At 35.2% G+C, this 19,625-nt stretch carries 14 protein-coding genes; 11 read left to right on the plus strand and 3 right to left on the minus strand.

Annotated elements, in window-relative coordinates; all coding sequences use genetic code 11:
* Positions 1-61: 61 nt before the first annotated feature.
* Positions 62-1,762 (plus strand): lysine--tRNA ligase, encoded by a 1,701-nt coding sequence (gene lysS / locus BMW64_RS19340; RefSeq protein ID WP_090002172.1) that lies wholly within the window; start codon positions 62-64, stop codon positions 1,760-1,762.
* A gap of 113 nt (positions 1,763-1,875) precedes the next feature.
* Positions 1,876-2,694 carry an OmpA family protein gene (locus BMW64_RS19345; RefSeq protein ID WP_090002173.1) on the plus strand — a complete coding sequence of 273 codons (819 nt, stop codon included), beginning with the start codon at positions 1,876-1,878 and terminating at the stop codon, positions 2,692-2,694.
* A 64-nt stretch (positions 2,695-2,758) separates the two neighbouring features.
* On the opposite strand, the gene BMW64_RS19350 is transcribed toward BMW64_RS19345, so the two are convergent.
* Genes BMW64_RS19350 through BMW64_RS19360 form a run of 3 tightly spaced genes read right to left on the minus strand, consistent with a single transcriptional unit; the run spans position 2,759 to position 5,625 of the window.
* Entirely contained in the window at positions 2,759-3,262 is a 504-nt protein-coding gene (locus BMW64_RS19350) for a ClbS/DfsB family four-helix bundle protein (RefSeq protein ID WP_090002175.1), read from the minus strand.
* Between the two features lie 18 nt (positions 3,263-3,280).
* Positions 3,281-4,285, minus strand: coding sequence for a cytochrome d ubiquinol oxidase subunit II (locus tag BMW64_RS19355; RefSeq protein ID WP_090002177.1), 1,005 nt, complete (start codon positions 4,283-4,285; stop codon positions 3,281-3,283).
* Positions 4,282-5,625 (minus strand): cytochrome ubiquinol oxidase subunit I, encoded by a 1,344-nt coding sequence (locus BMW64_RS19360; RefSeq protein WP_090002179.1) that lies wholly within the window; start codon positions 5,623-5,625, stop codon positions 4,282-4,284. The genes BMW64_RS19355 and BMW64_RS19360 overlap by 4 nt, the downstream gene beginning before the upstream one ends.
* 233 nt (positions 5,626-5,858) lie before the next feature.
* On the opposite strand from BMW64_RS19360, the gene gyrB reads away from it, so the two are divergent.
* The 9 genes from gyrB (at position 5,859) to BMW64_RS19405 (ending at position 19,294) form a co-directional block, all read left to right on the plus strand.
* Positions 5,859-7,793, plus strand: coding sequence for a DNA topoisomerase (ATP-hydrolyzing) subunit B (gene gyrB / locus BMW64_RS19365; protein WP_090002181.1), 1,935 nt, complete (start codon positions 5,859-5,861; stop codon positions 7,791-7,793).
* 122 nt (positions 7,794-7,915) lie between these two features.
* Positions 7,916-9,811: a DUF3857 domain-containing protein gene (locus tag BMW64_RS19370; RefSeq protein ID WP_090002183.1), complete on the plus strand. Its 1,896-nt coding sequence runs from the start codon at positions 7,916-7,918 to the stop codon at positions 9,809-9,811.
* Positions 9,812-9,904: 93 nt separating this feature from the next.
* On the plus strand, positions 9,905-11,758 hold the full coding sequence (locus BMW64_RS19375) for a DUF3857 domain-containing protein (protein WP_177175332.1): 1,854 nt from the start codon (positions 9,905-9,907) through the stop codon (positions 11,756-11,758).
* Positions 11,759-11,864: 106 nt separating this feature from the next.
* Positions 11,865-13,757, plus strand: coding sequence for a DUF3857 domain-containing protein (locus BMW64_RS19380; RefSeq protein WP_090002187.1), 1,893 nt, complete (start codon positions 11,865-11,867; stop codon positions 13,755-13,757).
* 3 nt (positions 13,758-13,760) lie between these two features.
* Positions 13,761-15,692 carry a transglutaminase domain-containing protein gene (locus BMW64_RS19385; protein ID WP_090002189.1) on the plus strand — a complete coding sequence of 644 codons (1,932 nt, stop codon included), beginning with the start codon at positions 13,761-13,763 and terminating at the stop codon, positions 15,690-15,692.
* 79 nt (positions 15,693-15,771) lie between these two features.
* Complete coding sequence (locus BMW64_RS19390) at positions 15,772-16,602, plus strand: RsiV family protein (protein WP_090002191.1); 831 nt, start codon at positions 15,772-15,774, stop codon at positions 16,600-16,602.
* Positions 16,603-16,624: 22 nt separating this feature from the next.
* Positions 16,625-17,440, plus strand: a complete 816-nt coding sequence (locus tag BMW64_RS19395) for a hypothetical protein (protein WP_143052738.1) — start codon at positions 16,625-16,627, stop codon at positions 17,438-17,440.
* A gap of 5 nt (positions 17,441-17,445) precedes the next feature.
* Positions 17,446-18,336, plus strand: coding sequence for a diacylglycerol/lipid kinase family protein (locus BMW64_RS19400; RefSeq protein ID WP_394332268.1), 891 nt, complete (start codon positions 17,446-17,448; stop codon positions 18,334-18,336).
* A gap of 361 nt (positions 18,337-18,697) precedes the next feature.
* Positions 18,698-19,294: a hypothetical protein gene (locus BMW64_RS19405; protein ID WP_143052739.1), complete on the plus strand. Its 597-nt coding sequence runs from the start codon at positions 18,698-18,700 to the stop codon at positions 19,292-19,294.
* The last annotated feature ends 331 nt before the right edge of the window (positions 19,295-19,625 follow it).

Raw genomic sequence — 19,625 nt, forward strand, 5'->3', positions numbered from 1 at the left:
AAAAGTCGTTGATCATCAATTCAAAAATCACTAATTTTGCACGTTATTTTAAATAAATACAATGCAATTATCAGAACAAGAAATCATTAGACGAGAAAAGCTGAACAAGCTTGTTGAAATGGGAATCAACGCGTTCCCTGCAGATGAATATGTAATTACAGATACTACAGAATCTATAAAGCAGGATTTCGCTGATAATAAACAGGTTAAGATTGCAGGAAGACTGATGTCAAGAAGAATTCAGGGGAAGGCTTCTTTCGCTGAATTGCAGGACTCTACAGGTAGAATTCAGGTTTATTTCAACAGGGATGAGATTTGTACAGGTGAAGATAAGACTTTATATAATGAAGTTTACAAGCACCTTTTAGATATTGGAGATATTATTGGTGTTGAAGGCGAACTGTTCACCACTCAGGTTGGTGAAAAAACAGTGCTGGTAAAAAACTTTACGCTTTTAACGAAATCTTTAAGACCTCTTCCACAGGCAAAAACGGATGAAAATGGAGTTGTACACGATGCTTTCAATGATCCGGAACTGAGATACAGACAGCGTTATGTAGATTTAACGGTAAATCCTCAGATAAAAGAAGTTTTTGTGAAAAGAACGAAACTGTTCAATGCCATGAGAACATTCTTCAATGATGCTGGATATTTTGAAGTGGAGACTCCGATCTTACAATCAATTCCGGGAGGAGCGGCTGCAAGACCTTTTATCACGCATCATAATGCTCTGGACATTCCATTATATTTAAGAATTGCAAACGAGCTATATCTGAAAAGACTGATCGTAGGTGGTTTTGACGGAGTTTATGAATTCTCAAAAAACTTCAGAAATGAAGGGATGGACAGAACGCACAACCCGGAATTCACAGCCATGGAAATTTATGTAGCCTATAAAGACTACAACTGGATGATGGATTTTACGGAAAAATTATTGGAATTCTGTGCGGTTCAGGTAAACGGAACAACGAAAGCGACTTTCGGAGAATATGAAGTGGATTTCAAAGCGCCTTATCAGAGAATTTCAATGACAGATGCGATTTTGAAGTTTACAGGTTTTGATATTACAGGAAAAACAGAACAGGAATTATTCGATTTTGCAAAATCCATCGGAATTGAGGTTAATGAAACCATGGGTAAAGGGAAATTAATCGATGAAATTTTCGGTGAAAAATGTGAAGGTAATTTTATCCAGCCAACATTCATTACCGATTATCCTATTGAAATGTCGCCTTTAACCAAAAAACACAGAAGTAAAGAAGGTCTTACGGAACGTTTCGAGCTAATGGTTTGTGGTAAAGAAATAGCTAATGCTTATTCTGAGCTGAATGATCCGATCGATCAGAGGGAACGTTTTGAAGATCAGTTGAAATTGTCTGAAAAAGGAGATGATGAAGCAGGTCAGTTTATCGATGAAGATTTCTTAAGAGCCCTTGAATATGGAATGCCACCAACTTCAGGATTAGGAATTGGAATGGACAGATTGATTATGTTCTTAACGAATAATGCATCGATTCAGGAAGTATTGTTCTTCCCGCAAATGAAACCTGAAAAAGTGACTCCACAGATCGAGCTTGGAGAAGATGAAAAAGTTATTCTTGAAATTTTAAATTCCCAGAAAGAGCCGTTTTCATTGGCCGAAGTGAAAGAAAGAAGCCAGCTGTCCGGTAAAAAATGGGATAAAGCTTCCAAAACGTTAACGAAAAACAATTTAGTGAAAGTGGAGAAAATTGATGAGAATCTTTTGATGAAACTGGTTTAAGATTTTTTCAATGTAGATAATTTAGTTCCGGCGGAAGCGAAGCTTCCGCCGGAACTTTTTTTTAAATAATAAACTATTTTTACTGATTTTACGTTTCACTAAAAAATTATCAAATGAAAATTCTTGTATTGCTGTTTTTTTGTAGTATAAGTTTTAAATCACAAATGCTTACTTCTGTCTATTTTGATTATGACAGCTATACGCTTACGAAAAATTCTCAAAGAAAATTAGATAGTTTGGCTCAATTAAAAAGCAATCTGAAGTTTAAAATTTTTGGTAACTGTGATATTTCCGGAAGCTCCGAATACAATAAAGTACTTTCTGAAAACCGTGCTGCTGCAGTGAGTAAGTATTTAAAGTCAAAAATTAAAAATAATATCAAACTGGAAAGCGTAACTGGCTTGGGAAAAGAAAAGCAGATCAATGACAACAGCACCGAAGAACTGCGCGGAAAAAACAGAAGGGTAGACATTTTTATTGATCGTATTATGGGAGATGGGGAAATAAGATCCGGTAAAACCTTTGAAAGTTTCTTCAGCCGGAAGATTTCTGAAATGAAAGTAAAAGATACTTTTTCTCTGCCAAATGTTAATTTTATGGGAGGCCGCCACATCTGGCTTCCAAAGGGAAATAAAGTTTTAGAAAAACTTGCTGATATTTTGAAAAATAATCCAGCGTTGGAGGTTGAGCTCCAGGGACATATTTGCTGTGATTACGAAAATTTTGATGGAGAAGATCTTGATCTGAAAACATTTAATCTTTCCTTTACAAGAGCGAATGCCATCAGGGAGTTTCTTGAAAAGCGGGGGATAAGTTCCGGTAGAATAAAAGCAATTGGCCTCGGGCATCTTAATCCGGTGGCATATCCGGAGCGAACAGAAGAAGATTTTGTTAAGAACAGAAGGGTTGAAATTGTTTTACTAAAAAAATGACAGATTTTCGGCGGAAGCGAAGCTTCCGCCGAAACCTTTTTATTTTACTCCGGATATAATCGTACTATCCTTTCTTCCATTTCCGTATCTGGGTTCTGAAGCTGTTAAAAGGCGCTACCGTATTAATATGAATCCATTTCGAGATAGGCCATTTTGCTGCTGTGGTAGCCCATTTCCTTTTTTCCGGAAGGAATAGCACATCATCATCAAGATTTTCTATCCATGCTAGAATTTCAGTTATCTGTTTAGATAATATTTCGCGTTGTTCTTCCAAACTGTACGAACCATAAGATCTGTAGAAAAACTCGTGAAGACCTTTTAAATTATTCCATTTGTAATCTGGTGTTGGCGTTTTTACATCAATACCTTTTAATTCATCTGATTCCCAGCTTAAAAGCAAACCTGTCCATCCGATCTGATAAGAAAGATTTTGTGATGGCGTTTTGTCGATGTTCACTTTCAGAAGATCCTTTTCAGGTTCATTGATAGCATCAAATTCCTGATCATACAAGACGTATGATTTCTTGATAGCATCTGTCAGTTCTTCTTTGCTTGCGTAGGCTGGCATAATGGTAATGATTTAAAATTATCTTCTTAGCTTGCTGAACGATGCCATTAAATAAAACAAAAATGGTAAAATAAAGATACATCCCAATATTAAGGCCCAACCGAGGGCAGAAATAGTTTTTGGGGCAGCAACATGTTCAAGTAATGAAAGGTGCTGGCCATTTCCAAAAAGAATGATATTGGGATTATGTTGATATGTTGCGGCGACCAAGATCATAATAATCTGAAAGCCTGCCAAAGCCCTTACCGGAAGAAGCTTTCTTCTGTTCATCGCTCTGAGGATTAGTAACAGGCAAATGGTTGCAAAAACAGTAGCCATAATTCCCAGAGGTTTTGAAAATACCCACATAAGTAATGGAATATCAGAAAGGTAAGCCGTCAGAAATACCAAAGCACCGGTAATCACAACAAAGATCATAGTTTGCTTTGATTTTTTAATCATTAAACTTAATTCTACGCGGTCTACTGTTTCTCTGAGGGCAAAAATAGAGGCGAGATAAGCACAGATCGCAACGGTAAAAAGTCCGACAGCAACGCCAAACCAATTGAGCCAGCTGAAAATATACAGCTCTAAAAATCCCTTAGCATCAGGATTAATAGAATGTGAAATCGTTGCAGCGGCAATTAATCCTAAAAAAAACGGTGTCAGAAGACTTGAAAAATAAAAGATCTGCGTATACAGTTTTTGCCATTCGTCCTTTACGGCGTCATAATGTCTGAATGTGAATGCGGTTCCCCTTGCAATAATCCCGATCAGCATTAAAACCAAAGGAATATGAAGATACGTTGAAAGTGTGGTATAAATTTCAGGAAAGCCTACAAAAAGAATAACGATAGCAATAATCAGCCACATGTGGTTGGCTTCCCAGACCGGAGCTATCGATTCGTACATGATAACTTTCGTTTTGGAACGGTTCTTTTTTCTGGTAAAAAGTTCGACAATCCCGGCGCCAAAATCTGCTCCGCCTAAAATCACATAAAGACAGATCGACAGCCAGAGAAAGCCTATGACTACATATATCATAATTTCTTTTGTTTAGCGTTAAATTGAGGATCGGTAGGGTCATAAAGTCTCGGAACCATTTTTATCTGTCTTGTCAGAAGAAAGATGATAACAAAAGATAATGAGACAAAAACGGCAGTAAAGAAATAGAATGAATACTGTATTCCAGGCATTGGAGTAACAGCATCAACGGTTCTCATAATTCCATAGATGATCCAGGGTTGCCTGCCCACTTCTGTGACAGTCCATCCTGCTTCCAAGGCAATATATCCGAAGGGTGTGGCTATTAAAAATGTTTTCAGAAGCCAGTTTTTTTTCAGCCATTCTTTTTTAAAAAATACGGCAAAAAGGTAAATCATCCCTATAATGATCATGATCACTCCAAAGAAAATCATGATCTGAAAAGCAAAATGGACAACCATTACCGGAGGCCATTCATCTCTTTGGAAATCATTTAATCCTTTTACTTCAGCATTAAAATCATTGCTTACCAAAAAGCTTAACACTTTAGGGATTTTTACGGCATATTTGATCTCTCCTTTCTGTTCATCAGGAATACCTCCAATCACAAAAGCAGCACCTTTTTCTGTTTTAAAATGTGCTTCCATGGCGGCTAATTTTATCGGCTGTCGTTCTGCTACTGATTTAGCGGCAACATCACCACTCAAAGGTGCTCCAAAAGCTCCGATAAGAGCAAATCCGGCAGCAATTTTAAATGCTTTGGTATGAAATTCAATATTCTTTTTCCGCATAATCATATAAGCATGAACGCCGGCAACCGCAAATCCTGTAGCGCAAAAAGCAGCAACCGTCATATGCAGTGCCTGCGGGAACCAGGCATCGTTAAACATCGCTTTGATAGGGTCTATATTTAAATATTGTCCGTTAATATAATCAAATCCTGCCGGAGAATTCATCCAGGCGTTGGCGGCAACGACTAAAATTCCTGAAGCCAAACCACTTACACCAACGAGAAATCCGCAAAACCAATGAAACCATTTATTAAACCGGTCCCAACCATAGAGGAAAAAACCGATAGCGATGGCTTCGATAAAAAAGGCAGTTCCCTCCAGGGAAAAAGGCATTCCGAAGATAGGGCCGGCATGCTTCATAAACTGGGGCCAAAGCAATCCAAGTTCAAAAGAAAGCATTGTCCCGGAAACGGCTCCGGTGGCAAAAAGAATAGCAACGCCTTTACTCCATGCTTTGGTAAGACCTTTATAAATTTCATCGTTTGTTTTCAAATATTTCCAGTGGGCAAATGCCATAAGAAACGGCATCACCATACCGACACATGAAAAAATAATATGAAAACCGAGGGACATTGCCATTTGGGCACGGGCTGCAAGGAAATCGTCCATAAACATCAACTTTTTAAGTAAATAAATGTAAGGATAAATTGGCTATTTCTCAATATGATTTACAACAGTTCTTATTCAGATTGAAGATTTTAACTTTGTATTTTTTAACTTTAAAATCGCATCAGTTGGTGTGGAAAAATCGATCTGTTTTTGACATATTTTAACTTTCATACCTCGAAAAAAATCACGATATTTGTGGGTCTTTGCATTTAGCAGGATTTTTAATATTTTATATGAGTCAGAAACAATATACAGCTAGTAGTATTCAGGCATTGGAAGGGATGGAGCACGTTCGTATGCGTCCTTCAATGTACATTGGTGATGTAGGAGTAAGAGGTCTACATCATTTGGTTTATGAAGTAGTGGATAATTCTATTGACGAGGCTTTGGCAGGATACTGCGATACAATCTTCGTTGCCATTAAAGAAGGAAACGGAATTGAAGTAAGTGATAACGGTAGAGGTATTCCGGTAGACTTCCATGAAAAAGAACAAAAATCTGCTCTTGAGGTTGTAATGACAAAAATCGGAGCCGGAGGTAAGTTCGACAAAGATTCTTACAAGGTTTCAGGAGGTCTTCACGGAGTTGGGGTATCGTGTGTAAATGCACTTTCCAATGAAATGGTAACCACCGTTTACAGGGACGGAAATATTTATCAGCAGATATATTCAAGAGGAAAAGCACAGACCGGTGTTGAAGAAATCGGACACAGTGAGCAGAGAGGAACTAAACAGTTTTTCCAGCCGGACGATACGATTTTTACAGAACTGGTTTACAATTATGATACGTTGGCAAGCCGTTTAAGAGAGCTTTCTTATCTTAATAAAGGAATCACCATTACATTAACGGATGAAAGAGAAAAGCTGGAAGACGGTTCTTTCAGATCTGAAATTTTCCATTCCGAAGGCGGGTTGAAGGAATTCGTTGCATATATCGACGGAAACCGTGAATCCATTATGGAAAATGTAATCTTCATGGAAGGTGAAAGAGATGATATTCCGGTGGAGGTAGCGATGCGTTATAATACATCATTTACCGAAAATCTTCACTCTTACGTTAATAATATTAATACTCATGAAGGAGGGACTCACCTGGCAGGTTTCAGACGTGCTTTAACGAGAACCCTTAAAAAATATGCTGATGATCTGGGTATTCCTCAAAAGGAAAAAGTAGAGGTTACAGGAGATGACTTCCGTGAAGGATTAACGGCAGTAGTTTCTGTAAAGGTAATGGAACCTCAGTTTGAAGGACAGACCAAAACGAAATTAGGGAACTCTGAAGTTTCAGGTGCTGTTGATAAGATTGTGGGTGAAATGTTAACTAACTTCCTGGAAGAAAATCCTACTGAAGCCAGACAGATTGTACAAAAGGTTGTTCTAGCCGCAAAAGCAAGACAGGCTGCGAAAAAGGCCCGTGAAATGGTTCAGAGAAAATCTCCTATGGGTGGTTCCGGACTTCCGGGTAAGCTTTCCGACTGTTCGTCAAAAGATCCTGCAGAATCAGAAATATTCCTTGTAGAGGGAGATTCCGCGGGGGGTACGGCAAAACAGGGACGTGATCGTTTTTTCCAGGCAATTCTTCCGCTAAGAGGTAAAATTTTGAACGTGGAGAAATCAATGCTTCATAAGGTTTATGATAACGAGGAAATCAAAAATATCTACACTGCTCTCGGAGTTTCAGTAGGAACAGAAGAAGACAGTAAAGCGTTGAACATGGCGAAGTTGAGATACCATAAAATTGTTATCATGACCGATGCCGATATCGATGGTTCCCACATTTCTACACTGATCCTGACATTCTTCTTCAGATACATGAAGGAATTGATTGAAAACGGATATATTTATATCGCTCAGCCACCTTTGTATTTATTGAAAAAAGGTAACAAAAAAGTATATGCCTACAATGAAAAAGAACGTGAAGAATTTACATTAGAAATGTCTCCGGACGGGAAAGGTGTAGAAGTACAACGTTATAAGGGTCTTGGAGAGATGAATCCTGAACAGCTTTGGGAAACAACACTTAATCCAGAACACCGTATCCTTAAGCAGGTAACAATAGATAACGCTGTGGAAGCAGACAGTGTTTTCTCTATGCTGATGGGAGATGAGGTTCCGCCGAGAAGAGAATTTATCGAGAAAAATGCGAAATATGCAAAAATTGATGCATAATTAGCGATTATCCAAATATATAAGGCCTCAGAAGTGAGGTCTTTTTCCTTTCACATTTGATGTATTAAATTTAATTTTAAGTCTTGCAGAGATTTTATTATTTTTGCTAAATTTTAATAACCATGATTAAAATACTTTGTACCGTTGCCCTTTCCGTAGCTTCTTTATATTATGGGCAGAATTATCCTATCTCTGCCATTCCTGAAAACTTAAAAAAGAACGCAAGTGTTGTGATCCGAAAGGAAAATACAGCAGTAGAAATCAATAAAGTTGATGATGTCGTTTACAAAAAAACATCTGTAGTTACAATTCTTAATAAAGATGCAATTCCTTATTCTATCCCAAAAATTTCATACGAAAAAGGAGACAATGTATCTAATGTAAAAGTTGTTGTTTATGATGAAAAAGGAGCAAAAATTAAAAGTTACTCAAAAAGTGATTTTACGGACATTGCAGCTAACCCGCAAGGAAGTTTTTATTCTGACAGCAGAATGCTTATTTTGCCTTTTACATCATCAAGTTTTCCATATACTGTTGAATTCAGTTATGAATTAAATGATGAAAATACTGTTTTTATTCCAGACTTTGTCCCTTTTTATGAGTATAATGTTTCACTAGAAGAAAGTAATTATAGCATAATAAATAAATCAGGAATCAATCTTCGGTCGAAAGTATATGAATCACCTTTTAATTACACGTCAGTAATTATTTCTTCAAATGGAGAAAACAAGTCTTATGTATACAAAAATATTCCTGCAATAGATAGTGGGCAGTTAGTTCCAACGCCGCAAAAAGTTTTACCCAAAGTAAGTTTTTCTTTAGATAAATTCAATCTTGAAGGAAAACAGGGAAGTATTGCTTCATGGAAAGATTTCGGGATTTGGTACTATCAAAATCTTCTTACTCCTGTTTCTATTTCTACTCCGCAGATTAAAGCTGAAATAGCATCTTTAAATTTATCGGGAACAACCGAAGAAAAGGTAAAAAAAATATATCAGCATATGCAAAATAAAACCAGATATATTTTTGTAGCACTTGGTATTGGTGGTTGGCAACCAATGCTTCCTGATGAGGTTCAGAAAAAAGGATATGGAGATTGTAAAGGTCTTACAAACTATATGAAAACTTTATTGGGTGAAGCGGGAATTGATTCATATTACTCAATTATTAATTCTAATCCTTCGCCTATCAATTTTGATAAAGATTTTCCGAAAATGGCTGGAAATCATGTTATTTTAACAATTCCTACTGAAAAAGGGAATATTTGGCTGGAAAATACTTCACAACAGATAGCTTTCAATCATTTAAGTTATAGTACTACAGATAGAAATGTACTTACTGTAAAGCCTGATGGGATTGATATTCTGCAAACTCCAAGTTATTCTGCAGAAGAAAATAAAGAAAAACAGGTTTTGAATATTCAAATAAATCCAGATAAAACAATAATAGGAAAAGGTAAGTTTTCTTATAGTGGAATGCAATATGACTTTAATCTCATGTACTTGATGCTTTCTGAAAAAGAAAAAACGGATGTAATGAAAAAAGTATATACTACATTGGATTTTGAAAACATAGAGATGAAGGAATTCCAAAATGATAAAGATCTTGCAATAATAAATTTTGATCTAGATTTTAAAGCTTTAAATTTTTCTAAACTGATAGGAAATAGCTTGATTTTTAGAGCAGTACCTATTTATAAAGATGGAATATATCATGAAGATCCTACAAGAGAATTACCATTTGAAAATAAATTTTCTTATCAGGACGAGTCAGAAATTACATATGATTTACCATTAGATTATTTTGTAGAAGAAATGCCTCAAAGTGGCAATATAACCTCTGAGTTTGGAACATATAAATTATCTTTTGAAAAACAAAACAATAAACTAGTCGTTAAACGTCATGTTCAGATCAACAAAGGACTTTATCCTAAGGAAAAATATAATGACTATGTAAGTTTTAGAAAAAAAATCATAAATGCAGATAATTCTAAAATTTTAATATCTAAAAAATCTTAAAAATTATTTCAAATAACTATGAAACTGATAAATAAATTGAGTTTTATTTTTATACTGTTTGCTAATCTATGCTTTTCTCAGGAACATAAGTTCATGTCTTATCCACAGTTTGATGAAGCTGATTTGAAGAAAACACATTCATTAATTGAAAAAAACGCGCCTGCGGAGATATTATATAATAGTGTCAGCTATAATATCGCTCCTTCGGAATGGTATATGGTAACCAAAAAATTCTTTTCTAAAATCAAAATTTATGATAAAAAGAATGCTGAAGAGTGGTTGAACATTGAAATTCCTATAAGTGACAATGAAAGACTCGCAGAATTTCAGCTTACACTTTACAATTATCAGAATGGGAAAGTAGAAAAAACGATAATTAATAAAAAAGATCAGCTTAAAGAAAATTTAGTAAAAGGAATAAAAATTTATAAATTAGCAATTCCAAATATACTGGACGGATCTGTAATTGAATATAATTACAAATTGGAAAATAATAATATTTTTAATTTAACCTATTATTTACAGTATAATATTCCTGTTGTTTATGAGGAGTATAATTTTGAATATCCTGTTTTAATGAGTTATGCATTCAACAATACAGGAACCAATATTCTAAAACCTAAATATAGTGTCAATAAAAATCAAGACCATGTTGGAGGAGGTTTTGAAGTCTTTCGATTTGGATACGAAAATATAGCTTCTATTCCTAAAGAATTATTTGTAAAAGATAACGAACGGTATAGAGCTCGTGTAAAACCGGAGCTTACTAAATATTCAACTAAATATTTTTCGTATGATTCTGCTGAAAGTTGGAGTAAAGTTGCAGATAGGTTGAATAATAGCGATGAATTTGGTGCTTTTCTAAAGAATAATGTGAAAGATATTTTACCTGAAAATATTAAAACTTTCTACGACCCTCTTGAAAGAGCCAATAAGATTTTTGATTTCGTAAAATACAATTATAAATGGAATAAAAAGGATGGAATTATTACAAGTCAAAAATTACGACAACTTACTAAGACAAAATCTGGAAGTGCCGCAGATATTAACCTGTTATTGGTAATGCTTTTGAGATATGCTGGTTTAGAGGCAAATCCACTTTTGATTTCTACTGTAGATAATGGTATTTTAAATATTTTTTCACCAAATCCAGGAAATTTAAATATGGTATTAGCTTCCGTTAAAATCAATAATCAATTTTATTTTTATGATGCTACTTCTTTTGCATCGAAAGTAAATATACTTCCTAGAAGAGACTGGAATGATTTTGGAATTCTAATTGAAGGCGCTAAAGGTATAGATTTATCCTTCTCTAACACAAACACCAGTAAAAAAGATCTAATCATTAAAGCAAATCTAGATATTGAAAATTCTGAGATAATAGGAACATTCACACAAAATGAAAACGGTTTATACGCTATCGAATCATATGATGAATTTGATGAAAATAATGATAAGTATAATCAATCTTTTAAAACAGAATTTAATACCAATATGAAAGAAGTACAATCAAGATTGGATGATAATGGTAATTTCAAATCTGAAATGAAGTTTTCAACTAGTAATTTTATTGATGTTGTGGGAAACAAAATTATCCTAAACCCTTTACTGTTTTTAAATTCCGGAAATGAAGTATTTGATCAAAAAGATGAAAGGAAAAACCAGATCGATTTTATTTCTGCATTCACAAGAGAAAAAAAAGTAGAAATAGAAATTCCTGAAGGTTATAAAGTTACAGACCTTCCAAAACCTAAAAAAATTCGGACTGATGATAAAGAAATTACCTATTTATATAAAGTAGAATTCACAAATAATAAATTGTCTGTCATTTCTAAAGTTGAAGTAGCAAGTCAAAATTATCCAAAAGAGTATTATACTTTTTTTAAACAGATTTGGAGAATTATTACAGAAAGCGAAAATCAAGTTATAAGCTTAATAAAAATTTAATATATAAGGCCTCAGAAATGAGGTCTTTTTCCTTTCACATTTGATGTATTAAATTTAATTTTAAGTCCTGCAGAGATTTTATTATTTTTGCTAAATTTTAATAGCCATGATTAAAATACTTTGTACCGTTGCCCTTTCCGTCGCATCATTTTATTGTGCACAGAATTTTCCGGCATCAGCAATTCCCGAAAACCTTAAGAAAAATGCCGACGCGGTCATCAGAAAAGATCTCACGACCATTCGGATTAATAAGATCGATGATATTAAATATCAGCTTTACACCGTAAAAACGGTTCTCAATAAAGATGGAGATTCAGATGCTCAGGTATATATTCCCTACCAAAAAGGAAACAGTATTTCCGATGTGAAAGTCAATATTTACGATGAATCGGGAAAAAAAATAAAATCATATTCCAAGTCAGATTTCGGTGACTTTGCCAACAATAATCAGGGAACATTTTATTCAGATAACCGGGTAATGGCATTGTCTTATACACCCACGCAATATCCCTACACAGTTGAATTTTCTTATCAGATCGATGATGAGAATACGGTATTTTTACCGGATTTCACCCCTTTCGCTACCACAAAGGTCTCCCTGGAAGAAGCTCAGATGAAGATCATCAACAAATCAGGAATTGAGCTGAAATCAAAAATTTACCCTTCACCATACAATTACACAGCAGTTACTGAAAATGAAAATGCCGGTGAAAAAACATATACTTATAAAAATGTACCTGCTATAGACGATGCTTTTTTACTTCCTCAGCCTGTAAAAATTTTACCGAAAGTAAGCTTTTCCTTAACCAAATTCAACCTCGAAGGAAAACAGGGAACCCTCAAAGACTGGAAAGATTTCGGTACTTGGTATTATAAAAATATCCTTGAACCGGTATTTGTATCTACTCCAGCCATTAAGGCTGAAGTTGCCTCCTTAAATTTACAGGGAACCACCGAGGAAAAGGTGAAGAAAATCTATCAGTACATGCAGAGCAAAACAAGATATATTTTCGTAGCCCTGGGAATTGGCGGTTGGCAGCCAATGCTTCCGGATGAGGTTCAGAAGAAAGGATACGGCGACTGTAAAGGATTGTCAACCTATATGAAAACCTTATTGGATGAAGCCGGGATTCCTTCTTATTATTGTAAAATCAATTCAGGTTCTTCTCCTGTTTCGTTTGATAAAGATTTTCCAAAAATGGGAGGTAACCATATTATACTCATGATTCCTACAGAAAAAGGAAATATCTGGCTGGAAAATACATCCCAGCAAATCGCTTTTAATCATTTAAGCTACAGTACGACAGACAGAAATGTCCTTGTTGTAAAAAAAGATGGTATAGAAGTGATTGATACACCTTCTTATCTTGCCGAGCAGAGTAAGGAAAAACAGATCCTTACAGTAAAAATCAATGAAGATAACAGTATTTTGGGAGAAGGTAATTTTTCTTATACGGGACTTCAGTATGACAACAACCTTATTCTTGCCACTCTGTCTCCGAAAGAAAGAACGGAAGCCGTGAAAAATATGCTGGATGTTCTCCATTTTGAAAAGATCGAACTTAAAAATTTCCTTAATGATAAGGATAATGCAGTGGCTAAGTACGATCTTGATTTTAAAGCCAATAATTATTCTAAAAATGCGGGAAGCAGCATGATTTTCAGAGCGGTTCCTATTTATTCTGATAATGTATATAAAAAAGAGGACAGCCGGGAACTGCCTTTTGAGCTGAGACAGTCTTTTGAAGATGAATATGAAATCAACTTTACCTTGCCACAGAATTATAAAGTAGATGAACTTCCTGAAAATGTTCTGCTTAATTCTGAATTCGGAACGTATAAACTAAATTTTGTAAAAAGTGGGGAAGGAGTGAAAGTCAGCAGAACCATGAGAATCAATAAGGGACTGTACCCGAAAGAGAAATATAACGACTATATCAATTTCAGAAAAAAAACTATTAACATCGACAACTCAAAAATTTTAATCTCTAAGATTTAACACATGAAAAAAATATTATTTATCGCTTTTTGCTCAATGCATTTTCTTTTTGTGAAAGCTCAGAAGCATAAATTTCTTGATCCTCCAAAATTCAATGATGCCGACCTTTCAAAACAAAAATCAGCATTGGATGAGAATGCACCGGCAGAAATTCTTTATAAATCTTTACATTTCAGTATTGATTATAATACAGGAAATCTTGTCAAAACAGCATTTTACAGAGTGAAAATTTATGATAAAGACAAGGCTGAAGAATGGCTGAACCTGGAAGTCCCGCTTTATCAGAACGGAAGCAGTCAGGAAACGCTCTCCAAAATGAAAGCTTTCACTTATAATCTTGAAAACGGAGCTTCAGTGGCAACCAAAGTTGATAAAAGTTCCAAATATAAAAGTAAAGAAAGCAAGTACGTGTCCATCACAAAGTTTGCTTTCCCAAATGTGAAAAACGGCTCTGTCATTGAATATCAGTACGAGGTTACATCACCGTTTCTTTTCATCATACCGGAGATTCTTATTGAAACCGATACTCCTTCGCTGTATACAGAATATGTTTTGGACAGCCCGGGAAATATTTCTTACAATGTCAATTATACAGGATTTCTAACCCCTAAATACAGAGAAATTGAAGAAAGAATGATGTACGGAATAAACTACAGAACGTACAGATTCGGATATGAGAATGTTAAAGGATTTAAAACAGAAAAGTTTGTTAATAACGATAGGAACTACAGAACAAAAATAAGTGCAGAGTTGCATTCTACCAACTACCGTGAGCTGAAACTTTACTCTTCATCATGGGAGCAGATAAAGGAGCGTTTGTATGAAGATGAAGATTTTGGGGGAGAGCTGAAGAAAACCAGACTGGCGAAAGAAAATATGCCTGCCAATATCTCCGGAATATCAAATGAAAATGATAGAGCAAATGCAGTTTTTGATTATGTGAAAAATACATTTACCTGGAACAAGGACAGAGGAATCTACGTAGAAGACGGAATCAAAAAAATGCTGGAAACTAAAACAGGAAATGCTGCCGAGATCAATCTTTTCCTGGTAATGATGCTTCGTGAGGCAGGTCTTAAGGCAGATCCGCTTACCATTTCAACGGTAAGTAATGGCCTTATCAATATTGCGTCTCCCAATGTTTCCAACATGAATTTTGTACTTGCGGCGATTCAGACAAAAGACGGTTTTCACTTGTATGATGCCACAGTGAAGCAATCTTCTATAGATCAGCTTCCGCCGAGAGACTGGAACCAGTTCGGGATCCTGATCGCTAAAGATAAAGTCCAGCAGCTTTCCCTTACCAATGCGAAAACGAGTTTTACATCTCTTACGGCAACGGCAAAAATCAATAGTGACGGAAGTATTTCAGGCAATTATTCTGACAAGGACACAGGTACTTTTGCCATGTTTGCTAAAGAAAGCTATGATGATAATGCAGAGAAATACAAAAAACAGTATAAGGAAAATTTTGCGATCGATTTCACAGATATTGATTCGAAAGTTACCGAAAACGGAGATTTTGAAAGCACTATGAAATTTTCTTCGGAAAATCTGATAGATAAAATCGGTAAGAAAATAATCATCAATCCAATGTTGTTTCTGAATAAAAATTCCAATGAATTTGATCAGACAGAAGAAAGAAAATACATGATCGATTTTACATCGCCGTTTACAAAAGTTAAAAAAATCGTTCTTGAGATTCCGGAGGGGTATTCCATTGAAGAAATGCCCAAGAATAAAAAGATTATCACTGAAGATAAGGAAATTGAGTACAGCTATTTTGCCGAGCAGAAAGGAAATACCATAGAAGTGGTTTCCACGACGAAGGTGTTGAGCCCAACCTATCCTAAAGAATATTATCCTGCATTTAAGCAGATTTGGGGCGTGGCATCCAAGCATGAGAATCAGGTAATCAGCCTCGTGAAAAAATAAAAAGATAGAAATTTTCGAAATAAGTTTAAAACCATTCATTTTTTGAATGGTTTTTGCATGTACGTAGAAAATTAGAATTATGAAAAATACGATTGCCGTTCTGGCTCTTTCGACACTCTTTGTTGTATCGGCCTGTAAAAAAACGGAAAACAATTCTACCGATACTGTAAAAACGGATTCTGTACAGAACAATACATTCAGTGTAGATTCGGTAAAAGTGAATGATTCTTTGAAGCTTAGCGATTCATTAATAGTTAAATATTCCTCCAAAATGCTGGTGTTTCCGTCTATTAAAGACAAGAAATTGTTGGACAGCATTTATTTCGGCGATAAGAATGTTCAGGATTTCTCGAAAAACGGACTTCAGGCATTACTTGAAAAAAATAAAAACAAATACTTCAACGACGTTAAAAAAGATTCAAAAGACTGGATTTCCGATATGAATTTTTCTCAGGAATGGTATTCAGACATGGGAATGAATTTGAAATCAACAATCAATGACTATATGCATATTGAATATATCTGGGGTTCATACGAAGGCGGCGCTCACGACAATTATGGATTTTCCGAAAGAGTTTTTGATTTAAAAAACAATAAAAAGCTCGAGTTGAAAGATATCACTTCCATGCCTAAAGCGAAGATCGAGGCGATCCTTCTAAAGAATATCAATAAGATCAACAGCGGAACAACGGACAGCAACGGGAAGGTCAACAATTCAGAGATGCTTCTGGTAGATGTCGTTCCGGCTACCGAAAATTTCTATTTTGATGAGAAGAACCTGTATTTCCATTATAGTCCTTATGAAATCGCGGCATTTGCAGCAGGAGATATTACGATTCCGGTTTCATGGGAAGAATTAAAAGGAACCATCAATCCTGAACTCAAGAAAAGGATGAACATCAGTTACTAAGAATCAATGATAGCCAGCACAAATGATGAAAAGATTTTATCTCATATGGACCACGCTTTTGCTCTTACTTTTTGTAGCATGTAAAGAGTTGGGAAATGATAAGAAGAAATCTGAAAAAGTAAGTTTCGGAAGAACCTTTATCGATTCTGTGATCGAAGAAGATACGATAAAGATTTCTGATTCTGTGTTGCTGCGGTATTCTTCCAAGCTTTTATGGTTTCCTGATCTTAAAGACACAAATATTCTGAAAGAAATTTATCCCGGAAAACAAATTGCCGACTTTTCCCGAAACGGACTTCAGGACTACCTGAAACAGGAAAAGGAAAATATTTATAACAGGATGAGAAATTCTGCCGGGATTCGGGAAGTTAAGCAACAGCAACAGTGGTCGTACATTTCTCTGATGAATGTCCGTATGAACAGGAATAATTATGTTTCTGTTCAGTATTATACAAGCCAGTCAGGCGCGCAGGATAAGGTCAGCTATTATTATGAGGAAAAAGTATTTGATTTTAAGAATCTTAAAAAGTTACAATTATCGGACATGATTACCCTTTCTGAAGAAACGGTGAAGGGCATTTTAAAGCTCAATCTCGGAAAGACGACTATTATGCAACAGATCAAAACATATGATCCCGAAACCTATGCTCTTATTTCTGCGGCATCTTTTCCGGTGACACGGAATTTTTATTTTGACGATTACAATTTATATTTTCACTATAACGCAAACGAAATTATTCATGACGATGACATCGGCGATCTTATTATTACCGTTTCTTGGAATGATCTGAGCGACTACCTAAAACCTGAGTTTGCACGGCGAATGAAAATTAACTGAATTTAATGCTTTCTAATCTGGAAGCATTTTTTATTTTTGCATCAATGGAAAAAGTTGCCTTTATCATCAATCCGTTTTCGGCCAAAAAGAACTATCAGCCGTTTCTTAACGAACTCAGTACTAAGGTTAAAGATCCTTTATACTATATTTCAGAATCGATTCTGGGAACAGATGATTTTATTCAGAAACATGATGCTGAGGTGGATGTTTTCGTCGCTATCGGAGGTGACGGCACTATTTCCACTGTAGCAAAAAATCTCATCAATACGGAAAAAGTACTGGCTATATTTCCTGCGGGATCGGGGAATGGTTTTTCCAACGAAACCAACTTCAGCAAAAACCTGGATGAACTTCTCGAAAAGCTTAAAGCAAGAAAATCCAGGAAGATCGATACTTTTACGATCAATGGCAGACTGTCCATCAACGTTTCCGGAACCGGTTTTGATGGGAAAGTGGTAAAGGAATTTGAAAAGACTACCCGTGGTTTTAAAAACTATATCAAAGTTTCCCTGAAAACCTTTTTTAGCTACAAACCGAAAAAGGTTAAGTTTTTTGATGAAAAATACAAGCAGTACAACGGCAAATATCTAATGGTAAATATTGCCAATACCCGCCAGTTCGGGAATAACGCCTACATTGCGCCGCATGCAAGTAAAAGTGATGGGCTCGTGGATATGGTATTGGTGAAAAAGTTTCCGATAACGTATTCTCCGTTTTTTGCTTTCAGAATGTTTACTAAAAAACTGAAAGATGATAACTACATCACCTATCTTCCGGTTTCTGAAATTGAATTTAAGGTGAATACAAAAAACTGGCATATCGATGGTGAATTCAACAAAATAAAATCACCAATTCACGTAAAAGTACAGCCTTCAAGCTTAAATATTCTGATATAAAATACTTTTCTCCAAAGCTGGATTACAAAGATCCTTAAATAATTAAACTTATTTTTTCGCCTGTTAGACAATTTTTGCCTGATTATACAAGGCAGGAATTCTTATATCATTATATCAAAAAAAGTAGTCACACTCAGACTACTTTTTCTGTGACAAATGTAAAGAAATTATCATTACTTCCAAATAATAATCTGTTGTTTTTTAATATGTTAATTAATTTGAAATAGTAGATTCCTTTAAAAATCGGGCGTTTAAGAGGAAAAGAAACTGCCCTTATTTTTACCTTAAAAAAGAGAAGCATATTGATTCTTAAATCATTGGCTTTAAAAGTAGTCTGAGTGTGACTACTTTTTTAAGCACAATGAAACTACAAATGATGACCCTTTCCCAGCTTCCTCATTTCCTGCGTTTTAGCGTAAGGATGCTTTGTTTGCAGGTATTTTTCATTGCTATTTTCATCAGTTCCCAGACTCCTTTTTCTTATTCCGATTCAACAATTTTTGTTGCTGAAGATTCTAATCTGTATGTTGAACCACCGGTTCACGTTTCTGCGGCAATATCTCTATTGGGAAAAAGTCAGTCATCGTTAAAACAGTTCAATGTAGTTAAACATAAAGCTTCTTTAAAGCTAAAATTATCATCAATCAGCAAAAATCAAATCAATCCGTTAAGCCAAATCTCCTTTACAATTCCAAAGAGTTCATATTTTCTTATAAATTCAAACAATCCTTTATCAACAGCCGTTTTAGGAAATTCTTCTCCGGTAAAGCTAAATCACAAAATGACAGGCTCTGCCTTTTGGATTTTGCCACAAGTAATTGTCTCTGAAAAGAAACTTTTATACAATATTATTAACCATATCAACCTCTTACAAGTTATCACCAACCATTTCAGCCGTCCTCCGCCAATATTTACGATCATTAATAAACATCATTTATCAATGATCAATCATCATTAATCATATTAAACACAAATGACACGAATTATTAAACACAAATAAGCACAAATAGCATAAATGCTCTCATACAACAGGACACTTCCCACTCCGTTTGTCATCCCGTAGGGATCTAAACAAAGAATATCACACAACATTTGTGAAATTAGTGCCATTCCATTAGCGTCATTTGTGTTTTAAAACAAAAGAAACAAACCCATAAATACAACAAACAATGAAAAATATATTTACAATGGCTGTTCTATTCATCAGCCTCATTATTAAAGCTCAGGTGGGGATCAACAATACTTCCCCGAAAGCAACCCTTGATATCAGTCCTAAAACAACCGACGGC

Origin of the sequence: Chryseobacterium taichungense (assembly GCF_900109935.1) — a bacterium.
GTDB lineage: Bacteria > Bacteroidota > Bacteroidia > Flavobacteriales > Weeksellaceae > Chryseobacterium > Chryseobacterium taichungense.